Raw genomic sequence first — 10,200 nt, forward strand, 5'->3', positions numbered from 1 at the left:
CTGGTGCTTCAACAGCACCAGCGGCGGCCTCATCCCGGCGCTCCATTCTCTCAGCTCCAGCTTGATCCCGCTCTGCTCTTTGCTGCGCCCCGCTCTCCGAGCCTCCGGTCTTCGACTCACCCGGTCTCATAGCGTCTCGCTGCTTTCCAGCACTTCGCGCTGGGTCGCCTCGCGCCGCAGCTGCACCTTTCTCGCCACCTCCGGCTCGAAAGCACCGATGATCTGCGCAGCCAGCAGCCCTGCATTCGTAGCTCCGGCACGGCCAATGGCTACCGTGGCTACCGGGATGCCAGCCGGCATCTGCACAATCGACAGCAGCGAGTCCAGGCCGTTCAACGCCTTGGACTGCACAGGCACCCCGATGACCGGCAACGTAGTTTTGGCTGCCACCATACCCGGCAGATGCGCCGCGCCGCCCGCTCCGGCGATAATCACCTTCAAGCCGCGCTCCACCGCTTCCTCGGCATAACGGAACATCAGATCCGGCGTGCGATGTGCCGAGATGACCTTTTTCTCATAAGGCACACCCAGCTCCTCAAGCACTGCACATGCATGCTCCATAGTTTCATAGTCCGATTTGCTGCCCATAATGACACCTACTTGCACAGACATCGTTCACCCAGCCTTCCGTTTCCCGTTATAGATATTCCTTTGATTTAAGTGTGTCCCATTTCCCTCTAGTTTCCCATAAATCCGAAAAAAATAGCCCGGATTCCAGACGCATTTTGCTGCGGGTGGACCCGGACTACTAAGGAATTAGGAGAGTACTGCTCCGGCATCTGCAGATACCCGGCCTTTAAGAGAGCCGGCGCAGAGCACACCCCCCGGTATACGCGGCGGCGGCTGGCCGTTTCAGTCATCCTATTTCCTCGTAGTCCGGCAATTTACGGTTACCGGGTAGAAACTTCCGGGCCCTATCCCCGGTTTTATACGAGCTCTTCATAGGTTCAGTTTAACAATGCCCTACACTTCGTGTCAACTTAAACACGAACATTGTCATATCATGCCTCTCAAATGTTCGCTTTTGGGCACATTTAATTTTCTTATTCCGCCTATTCCGGCCATCTCCGCAGAAAAAAAGGGGAACGCCTAAGCGCTCCTCTGCAAGTATCTCTATTATTTAACAACCAGCACCGGAATGCGCGCGCTTTGCACTACATTGTGGCTGACGCTGCCCAGAACGAACTCCCGGATTCCGCCAAGCCCGCGGCTGCCGATAACGATGACATCCACCGTGTGCTCTTTGGCATAAGCCAGAATCACTTCGGCAGGCGATCCCTGCAGCAATTCTACAGTAGCGTTCAGGCCTTCGGCTTCCAGCCGGCTTTTCACTTCATCCGTAGTCTGGACCGCGAGGTCATAATAATCCTTGTTCACTGATGCCGGCAGAGGCGCGAGAGCTTCCCCGATGAAGAACCGCGGGAATTCAAATGCGTGTACGACGTACAGGGAGGACCCTGGAGTTACCTTGGCCAGTTCAATCGCCCGCTCCAATGCCTGATTGGCAGCCTTCGAACCGTCATAGGCTAGCAAAATTTTAGAGAATAACATATACGCCACCTCTTTCTATTGTGTACAGCCTTAGCCAAACTACAAGAAACTTAACTCAAAAAATATCCATACAGCAGGATATTCAGCAGCAGCAACAGCGGAATTCCGATCCTGAAGGAAGTATGCCTCGTCTTGTGGCGCTTGCGGTACATGGCAATCAGCACACCCAGCGCGCCGCCCATGAACGCCAGCAGAAACAGTGTTTTCTCCGGCACCCGATCCCGTCTTTTGCGGGCCTTGTTCTTGTCTTCCGACATCACCACATACCCGATAATATTGATCAGTGCGAACCACAGCAATACAACCTTGACCATCCTTCCGGCCCCTCCTCCTTGCATCCTATCTACTCTCTATTATATTACCCTTTCCGGCAAAAAACCAATAACCCTCACATTACCTGCCAAGTATCCGCCGCTCTTGTCTGCTCCCTGTGCCCGGTTCTCCGGCCTCTCTGATCCATAGCCAGGACAGCACTGCAGCAAGCAGCGCCGCAATTCCGCCAAGCCAGAAACCGCCGGTCAGTCCATACGCCGCACTCATCCATCCCGCTACAAAAGGCCCACCTGACATACCTATGGCATACACCGCCTGATAGAAGCCCATAGCCGTTGCCCGTTTGAACGGAGCGACTCCCGAGACCGATTTACCCAGCAGCAGCGGGAAAATAAGTCCCTGCATGAAGCCGTTCCCAATCTGCGTTGCACAGAGAGCGGCTAGAGTAGGCATAGAGGGAATCAGCAGCGTGAATACCGCACTCCCGGCAAAACCCAGCATTAACGTTCCCCGGTCCCCAAGCCATTTGCCGAATAGACGTGAGCCGTACAGTGTAGCAATCGCATGCGGCAGCATGAAAGCCAGCGTCAGCCAGCCGAGACTCTCTTTGCTCGCACCGATATCCAGCGCCTGATTCGGCGTATAGCCGAACATCGTAATGAACAGTACACAATGCGCCAGCACGGACAAAAGCGAGACCTTGACCAGCAGCGGTTCCCGGACTACTCCGGCAAGATCTTTAATCTGAATCGCATTCCGTTTCTCCTGCTTCTGTTCAGGCAGACGTAGTGCAAGCAGCAGCGCTGCCGCCGCCACAATCCCGCCGATAATAAACGGAGTGTTCCAGCCCCAGTGATCGACCATATAGCCGCTGATCATCATACTGGTCAACTGGGCAATAACCGTTGTGAACTGCAGCATGCCCATCGCTTTACCAGCCTCTTCTTTCGGAAAATACCCCGCGAACATCACCGAGTACACGACCCACGCGGAGGCCGCAATCCCTGAGACGGCACGTGCAGCCAGCGCCCAGCCCGGATGAGCACCAGCCAGGAACAGCAGACAGCTCGCTCCGCTGGCGATTAGCCCCAGATAAATAAACGGCCGCCGCCGGTTAAGATAATCCGAACCGATCCCGATCGGCAGACGGAACAGAATCTGCATCAGACCGTATATGCCCAGCACCGCTCCAACCATGACATAAGAAGCTCCCAGATGCTCCACATACGGAGACAACACGGGCACATAGATATAAGAAGAGAACCAGAACATAAAGACAATCACCAAAAAGAAAAACCGGCTGCCTCCCCTGCTGCCCGAGACTTGTACCGATTGAATTTGATCCTCTAGTTGCTTAGCCGCCGCCACTTCATCACCCGCTCCACTATATTTGCCGGAACCCTAACAGTCCTGTCCAGCCTCAATCTCCTAAGTAAAACATATCTGCCGCCGCTTGGACAGCCCCCGTAAAGTAACATTACACTTAATCTTCAGTTATACACCAGCCAGCTCCGCGATTTCCATAAACACAACAAAACCACCGGATGTTCCGGCAGTCTTGTTGTTCTCGAAGCCTTCCCTCCCTGGAAGGGAAACTAACTTCTATATAACAGAGCTTAGAATAAACATGCTGCTCTTACGTTAACTAGTCTTACGCTTGTATCTTGGCTTGTATCTTGGCTTGTATCTTGGCTCATTGTTTGCCGCTCACTTCATTTAATGCACTTTTGCCCTTCACTTTAGGCTATCTTATTTCCCCTTCTGCTTGGCTTCCATCGCTGCCTTCAGCAATTCGCCAAGGTTAGAGCCACCGGCGCTTTCCGGCTTGCTGTACTGCTGGACCAGCTTCTGCTGTTCACGTTTGTTAATATGCTTGTGGTCCTTATCCATCGTCTCCGTAATCCCGCAGCCGAGGCACTGCACATACATCCCTGCCTTGCCTTCCTTAAGCTCCATCTTCTTATGGCACTGCGGACAGCGGCGGTTCGACAGCTGCTTCTCCCCTGCCCGGGTATAGCCGCAGTCCTCTTTGGGACAGACCAGCAGCTTGCCGCGTTTGGTCTTCTTCTCCAGCATTCTTGTCCCGCATTCCGGACAATGGCTGTTAGAGACATTATGCGGCTTGTATTCCGCCCCGCTATTCTTGACCCCGGACACCAGCTCCTGTGCCATACTGCGGATGCCCTGCAGAAAAGGCTCCGGACGCCCTTGCCCGCGCGCGATCTTCTCCAGCTCCGCTTCCCAGCGTGCTGTCAGCTCCGGTGTACGCAGCTGTCCGGAAACCAGGCCGATCAGCTGTTTCCCTTTGCCGGTCGGATGCAGCAGAGTGCCCTGCCGTTCAATCGTATCCGAGCTGACCAGCTTCTCGATGATATCCGCACGGGTTGCCGGTGTTCCCAGCCCGTACTTCTCCATCTGCGTCAGCAGCGAAGCTTCATTATAACGCTTCGGCGGCTGCGTCCGGCCGGGCTTAATGATGCAGCGCTCAATTTTCACGCTGTCGCCCTCCCGCAGCTCCGGCAGCTTCACACTGCCCGCTGCAGGCTCATCGCCCGCGTTCTCATCCTCCTCATCCGAACTCATATCCCCGCCATAGACTTCGCGCCAGCCCGCGTCCTTAACCGTAGTGCCTTTAACCTGGAACGATTCTCCCTCCACGCTCACCGTCACAGCCACTGCATCATAACGTGCCGGAGGATAGAACAGGCTGATGAACCGCCGTACAATCAGATCATACAGCTTCCGTTCTTCCGCACTTAATAGATTAAGCAATACCGTCTGCTCTGTTGGAATAATTGCGTGATGGTCACTGACCTTACTGTCGTCAACAATCCGTTTCGTAACCGGCAGCGGTTTGCGCAGTAGCGGTCTAGCGAGGGTCGCATACGGTCCGACTGCTACGCTGTCCAATCTTTCTTTTAGCGTACCCGTCATATCGGCAGTTAGGTAGCGGCTGTCCGTACGCGGATAAGTAACCAGCTTATGCTGTTCATACAGCTTTTGCAGCAGGCTTGAGGTTTGTTTGGCCGAGAAGCCAAATTTACGGTTTGCATCCCGCTGCAGCTCCGTCAGGTCATAGGCCAGCGGATGGGGTTCGCTTTTCTCGCTTTTGTGCACCTTGGTGATCCGTCCGCTGCGGCCGGTCAGCTTCTCCTTCAGAATACCCGTCTTGTCTCTGTCAAAAATCCGGCCATCCCCGCCCTGCGCACGCCATCCCGCCTGAAAATTGCCGAAATCGGCAGTCAGCTGATCATATTCCTGGGAACGGAAGCCCGTGATTTCATTTTCCCGGTCCATAATCATGCCAAGCGTTGGTGTCTGTACACGTCCTGCCGAGAGCGGCGCACCGAACTTACAGGTTAAGGCTCGCGTAATGTTCAGCCCGATCATCCAATCCGCCTCTGCACGGCAGCGGGCAGACTCATACAACCGGTCGAAGTCCTTGCCCGGACGAAGCGCGGCGAAGCCTTCCTTAATCGCCTTATCCGTCTGCGAGGAAATCCATAGCCGCTTGAACGGCTTCCTCCACCCAGCCATATTCATGATCCAGCGTGCCAGCAGCTCACCCTCACGCGCAGCATCCGTCGCAACGATCAGCTCCTCAATATCCTGCCGTTTCATCAGCTGCTGTACCGCTTTGTATTGCTGGCTGGTCTCCCGCAGCACCTTCAGCTTGGCCTTCTCCGGAAGAATCGGCAAATCCTCCAATGCCCAGGTAGCATATTTATTGTTATAGTCCTCAGGCTCAGCCAGGCCAACCAGATGCCCCAGAGCCCAGGTAACCACATATTTCGGGCCTTCCATATAGCTCTTTTGCTTATTTCCGCAGCCCAGCACCCGGGCAATCTCCCGGGCAACCGATGGCTTCTCCGCCAGTACCAGTACCTTCATAATTCTCTCCCCTCCATATCAACAATCTATTATACCACGGGATAAAAGACCGCAAATATCATCAGGCTGATTTCGCTTCATTTCAGATAAACTAGAATTATTCCCCAGCCGAAAGGAGTCACAGCCAATGCTCACAACAGAACCGTATAATGTTATATCAGTAGGTGTAGTATCCGTATCAGGATCACAGCACAACCTGCGTCTCGAGATTAAACCTCAATACAGACCTGCCTTGAAGGGGCTGGCTGATTTCAGCCACTGCCAGATTCTCTGGTGGATTCATGAATTTGCAGACGATGCCTTCCGGCGTACTACGCAGATTGAGCCTCCATATGAGGCTCCGGTAACTGGTGTATTTGCCACACGTTCTCCCGTACGCCCTAATCCTATTGGCCTTTCCGTGGCCGAAATTGTGTCCGTTGATGTTGAACAGGGAATTGTTGAGGTTACCGGACTGGATGCCTATCCGGGGACGCCTGTGCTCGATATCAAAGCCTATTTTCCTGCTACCGACCGTGTCCGTCATGTCAGAGTCCCTGTATGGGCGTCCTCTTGGGGAGAGTGGGCTCTAGAGTAAACTAGTACGAGGAGAGAGCTCATGACTAACTGCAAGCTTATTCTGCAAGCGATTGAGTACATTGAATCCAATCTGAAGCAGCCATTGTCTGTCCTGACCCTCTCCAGGGTGAGCGGTTATTCGCTTTATCATTTTATCCGGCTGTTCCAGGCGGTTACCGGGCTGACACCCGGCGACTATATCGCAAGACGTCGAATTTCCGAGGCTGCACGTGAGATTCTGAGAACGCCTGACCGCAGCTTCCATGATATTTCCCTGGATTATTCCTTTAATGATTATGAGACCTTCACCCGTGCCTTCAAAAGATTGCTCCATACCACCCCCACCCGTATCCGCCAAAAATCAAATCCCGATATCCCTCTGCTGCTGCATCCTATACAGGGAATGGATCTGCCGCACTGGACTGTCCACAACACCGTATCTCCGGAAATCATTGAGCTCGGGGAAATCAGGCTTCAGGGACCATTTGTTACCGTTAACAACGATCCATCTATTATAGGTACAGCTTGGGAACAGCTATTCAGCGGTATCGCCTCTATTCCCTGCCGTAAGCTTCCGGAAAGGTATTATCAGCTTGGCTATTGGCCGGATAACTATGAGGATAGCGGCATCTCTTTTCTCTGTGCCTGTGAGTTGAACGCATCATCGCCTTTACCATCCGGCACTACACTTCGGGCAAACAGAGGACAAGCAGATAGTAATCTTCCCGTCCACATCCTGCCACCAGCGCGTTATCTCAAATTTATGCATAAAGGACCTTCAGCTGAAGTCTCCGCTACATACAAATATATTTATGGCGTATTTCTGCCCGGAACCGATTATCGCCTAAACCTCACTTATGAATTTGAATATTACGGCAAAGACTATCTCGGACCAGATAATCCCAACTCGGTAAGTGAGATCTACATTCCTTTAACTTTGCTTTGAATACAAACAAGTCCGCCTCTGCAGAGCAGACGCGGACAAGTAAACTTCTCATTTTTCGAATTATTTCTCTGCCTTAAGGAATCACTATAGTGGTCTCAAGTTCTTTATAATAAGTTTTTACCCGTTCACCATTAGCATCCAGCAAAATATTCAGCTCACTATCAAACGTACATGTATACGGTCTGACCGTAATCGTCTTGGGAATTTGCGGGAAGGTATTGTATAGATTATCCAGAATAGGATGCTGAACTGCCTTGGCCATGGCATACCCCATCTGCCGGGGATTGATAACATTTCCAACATCATCTACAAGCTCATAGAATACCTCTGTTGGAGCATATTCTCCTGTCTGCTCCGGCGAGGCAGGTACTTCTCCTTCACTGGTTATGATCAACCTCATGGTAACAGGTGTGATGTCGAGGTTCTTGACTCTATAATGGAAAGAGCCTCTGCTTGCACCTTGATCCGGAGTAAGGTTGATTATCCCCTCCGCTACCTTCTTCACCGTTACCTGGAACTCGAAAGGCTCTGCGATCTGAGCAACAGGCACCTGGATATCCACCTTGAATTCGTCTCCTAAGGCTGCTGTGTTCCGCAGTTCATTCAGCTCTAATAGAAGAGTATGAGGTTGTCCACGCACGTCGCCTGTTGAAGCGGAGCCGAAGCTCACAGGCTCCCCTGATGGCAGGGTAACGACCGGCCAGCCCACCAGCCCTTTGGTCGATTGATCAAAATCATGGGTTTTATAATCAGTAATTTGCGCCTGAACCCGTTCATCCATAACTCCCTCTCTTTTAAATCCAAAAGCCAAACGGGTACCGTCATAAAATACTTCAGTAACCCTTAATGTAACTCCATCCTTTGTAACGCTCATGTTAGGTGAAGTAGTCAAGCCCTTTTCCGCCGCCAATTTCAAACCTGGGTTCTCCGTGTGCTTGAATATACTGCTGAATACGGGGAATTGACTCAATGTATCGGCCCATACAGGGGAGATGAATCCTGCGGTTACTGTACCTAACCCGATCATTACGGCCACACATGCGGCTGCTAACGTCTTTTTAAACAATTTGCGGCCTCCTTTTATCTCCATATGCTCAATACGGTTCATAATTTGCTCATTATAACTGTCCACAGGAAGCTGAACCTTTCCGATGATGCTGCGAATCTGCTCCAACATTTGCTTCTCAGTTTGATTCTGCCACTTCTCCACGAGTGCATCCTCCTTCGTTCGCTTTTTGCTGGATCAGTTTTCTCCGGAGCCGTTCATACTTCTTGCGGAGCGCCGCTGAACTCCTCCCGGTAATTTGCGCAATTTCTTCGAAGCTGTATTGTTCAATGACACGAAGAATTAACAACCCTCGCTCTTCCGGACTAAGAGTGCCAAACAGTTTGTCCACAGGGGAATCGTCTGGGAATCCTGAATAATCCCGTACTAGCTGTAATTTATAAAGTGACAACAATCTGCTGCGGCGTTTACGTCTGCGAAGCTGGTCCAGGCAATGATGATACGCTACCTTATACAACCAGGCTGAAAAAGAGATACGCTTCTCATAACGCCCAAGCTCCTGATACACCTTTACGAATATGTCCTGCACAGCATCCTCTGCTTCTTCACGGCTTCTTAATATATAATTGCAATATGTGTAGATCTGCCGCTCATATGCAGTAATTAACGTTGTAAAGGCTTGCCGTTCACCTGCACGCACCTTATTAATCGCTTCTTCAATCATATTTGGATTCACTTGGCCCCCGGGGTTGCTTTGCTCCAAAAGAATCACCTCCATTTTCCTTTTACACCTGTATAACGAATGCCAAGTGCTTATTTGTGACATCCCGAAATTGGCCGGATACGAAAAAAAGGCAGCTCTCTGAAAACAGAGTGGCTGCCGTTAGAAGATACTACATTTAAGACTGTTGTTGTTAAAGGTTTATCTCCCAAACCTTAGGCAGGCTTCAAAAAACACCTTGTCCCCGCCTTGGCCGCGCATATATACTCCCACTTCAGTCCGGGAAGACCTTAAAATGCTAACTTCCTCGCCATACTGGGCTTCCTGCGCATAGGTTATGTGAAGACCGGTAAGCTCCAGCTCTTCCCATTCCTCCAAGGTCAGCGCATCACAGCATAAATCTATATACCGTGCATTGTTAAGATGCCTGTTATTATCGAGTCCGCTATATCTAACCTGATAGCGATAGGCTTCCTGCAGAGAAAGATCAGCGGGAATCACTACTTTGTCCGGGAGACTTCCTACCGAATCCTCCAGATAAGGCTCTACAGCAATGGGAAGGGCTGAAGGACGAAGGATCTTCCGCTTATCCATATCCACCAGCGCCCAGATCGAGCGTGCCGCCGCCAGTTCTTCAGCATTACTATCAAAAATCCGATAATCCCGCTGCCAGAGCGCTCCTTTGTTTCCTTTACTCCAGGTACGCACTTTAAGAAGCTCGTTAGGCGACGGTAAACGTCGAAGATCCAGATCGAGTGTGATAACCATCCAGCCCATTCTTGCATTAAGCATTGTATCAATACTTAGACCCAGGCTGCTTACAGCCGAATCCGCAGCACGCTGCATAATATCAAGAAGAAAAGAGAGCTTGCCTCTTGACCGAAAATCAGTGTCACTTGCATGAACCATAAATTCCTCTGTCCACAAAAGGTTGCCGTGCTTGTCCATAACTTTACGCTCCTTTACGCATCCATCCACAATTCCCTCTGTTGTATCCACATTATCTAATACGATATCCACATGAATTGGGGAGTACTTGTTAAAAAATATAATCTATCCACATGTGTATAAGTTTTCATTTCTTTCTATTTACCGCCGAATTATACACAATCTATGCACAAAATGCACAAGCAGTACCAGAAATAGGGCCCTAAGTAATTGTAATACTATTCTCTATAGGACACAAAAAAGCCATTGTCGATTTCTCAACAATGGCTTCATGTGCTTGGCGGCGTCCTACTCTCCCAGGACCCT

General features: G+C 51.1%; 10 protein-coding genes and 1 riboswitch. Of the genes, 2 read left to right on the forward strand and 8 right to left on the reverse strand.

What is annotated here, in order from left to right; translation table 11 throughout:
- Positions 1-126 precede the first annotated feature (126 nt).
- The 5 genes from purE to QW71_RS34950 all read right to left on the reverse strand — a co-directional run bounded on the left by purE (position 127) and on the right by QW71_RS34950 (position 5,715).
- Positions 127-612, reverse strand: coding sequence for a 5-(carboxyamino)imidazole ribonucleotide mutase (gene purE, locus QW71_RS34925; protein ID WP_039310307.1), 486 nt, complete (start codon positions 610-612; stop codon positions 127-129).
- A 240-nt stretch (positions 613-852) separates the two neighbouring features.
- Positions 853-954: riboswitch (purine riboswitch) on the reverse strand.
- Between the two features lie 162 nt (positions 955-1,116).
- The gene (locus tag QW71_RS34935; RefSeq protein WP_039310311.1) at positions 1,117-1,551 is read right to left on the reverse strand and encodes a universal stress protein; all 435 of its coding nucleotides are present in this window, start codon (positions 1,549-1,551) and stop codon (positions 1,117-1,119) included.
- Between the two features lie 50 nt (positions 1,552-1,601).
- On the reverse strand, positions 1,602-1,865 hold the full coding sequence (locus tag QW71_RS34940; RefSeq protein ID WP_039310312.1) for a DUF1294 domain-containing protein: 264 nt from the start codon (positions 1,863-1,865) through the stop codon (positions 1,602-1,604).
- A gap of 79 nt (positions 1,866-1,944) precedes the next feature.
- Positions 1,945-3,192, reverse strand: coding sequence for an MFS transporter (locus QW71_RS34945; protein ID WP_052770562.1), 1,248 nt, complete (start codon positions 3,190-3,192; stop codon positions 1,945-1,947).
- 381 nt (positions 3,193-3,573) lie between these two features.
- Positions 3,574-5,715: a DNA topoisomerase III gene (locus QW71_RS34950; protein WP_039310314.1), complete on the reverse strand. Its 2,142-nt coding sequence runs from the start codon at positions 5,713-5,715 to the stop codon at positions 3,574-3,576.
- A gap of 127 nt (positions 5,716-5,842) precedes the next feature.
- Between QW71_RS34950 and tsaA the strand changes: the two genes are divergently transcribed.
- Positions 5,843-6,292, forward strand: coding sequence for a tRNA (N6-threonylcarbamoyladenosine(37)-N6)-methyltransferase TrmO (tsaA, locus tag QW71_RS34955; protein ID WP_047014141.1), 450 nt, complete (start codon positions 5,843-5,845; stop codon positions 6,290-6,292).
- Positions 6,293-6,313: 21 nt separating this feature from the next.
- Positions 6,314-7,219 (forward strand): AraC family transcriptional regulator, encoded by a 906-nt coding sequence (locus QW71_RS34960; RefSeq protein WP_039310316.1) that lies wholly within the window; start codon positions 6,314-6,316, stop codon positions 7,217-7,219.
- A 73-nt stretch (positions 7,220-7,292) separates the two neighbouring features.
- Here QW71_RS34960 and QW71_RS34965 read toward each other — a convergent pair whose 3' ends face one another.
- The 3 genes from QW71_RS34965 to QW71_RS34975 form a co-directional block, all read right to left on the reverse strand.
- Entirely contained in the window at positions 7,293-8,429 is a 1,137-nt protein-coding gene (locus tag QW71_RS34965; protein ID WP_039310318.1) for a DUF4179 domain-containing protein, read from the reverse strand.
- Positions 8,404-9,003, reverse strand: coding sequence for an RNA polymerase sigma factor (locus QW71_RS34970; RefSeq protein ID WP_235441636.1), 600 nt, complete (start codon positions 9,001-9,003; stop codon positions 8,404-8,406). Before QW71_RS34970 ends, QW71_RS34965 begins: the two co-directional genes overlap by 26 nt.
- Before the next feature lie 144 nt (positions 9,004-9,147).
- Positions 9,148-9,894, reverse strand: coding sequence for an acyl-[acyl-carrier-protein] thioesterase (locus QW71_RS34975; protein WP_039310320.1), 747 nt, complete (start codon positions 9,892-9,894; stop codon positions 9,148-9,150).
- Positions 9,895-10,200 lie beyond the last annotated feature (306 nt).

It is taken from the genome of Paenibacillus sp. IHB B 3415, assembly GCF_000802655.2.
GTDB classification, from domain to species: domain Bacteria; phylum Bacillota; class Bacilli; order Paenibacillales; family Paenibacillaceae; genus Paenibacillus_AQ; species Paenibacillus_AQ phytohabitans.

Coding starts and splice junctions, on each gene's coding strand:
- QW71_RS34935 (WP_039310311.1), bottom strand. CDS start 1,551: ATGTTATTCTCTAAAATTTTGCTAGCCTATGACGGTTCGAAGGCTGCC.
- tsaA (WP_047014141.1), top strand. CDS start 5,843: ATGCTCACAACAGAACCGTATAATGTTATATCAGTAGGTGTAGTATCC.
- QW71_RS34975 (WP_039310320.1), bottom strand. CDS start 9,894: ATGGACAAGCACGGCAACCTTTTGTGGACAGAGGAATTTATGGTTCAT.
- QW71_RS34960 (WP_039310316.1), top strand. CDS start 6,314: ATGACTAACTGCAAGCTTATTCTGCAAGCGATTGAGTACATTGAATCC.
- purE (WP_039310307.1), bottom strand. CDS start 612: ATGTCTGTGCAAGTAGGTGTCATTATGGGCAGCAAATCGGACTATGAA.
- QW71_RS34940 (WP_039310312.1), bottom strand. CDS start 1,865: ATGGTCAAGGTTGTATTGCTGTGGTTCGCACTGATCAATATTATCGGG.
- QW71_RS34970 (WP_235441636.1), bottom strand. CDS start 9,003: ATGGAGGTGATTCTTTTGGAGCAAAGCAACCCCGGGGGCCAAGTGAAT.
- QW71_RS34950 (WP_039310314.1), bottom strand. CDS start 5,715: ATGAAGGTACTGGTACTGGCGGAGAAGCCATCGGTTGCCCGGGAGATT.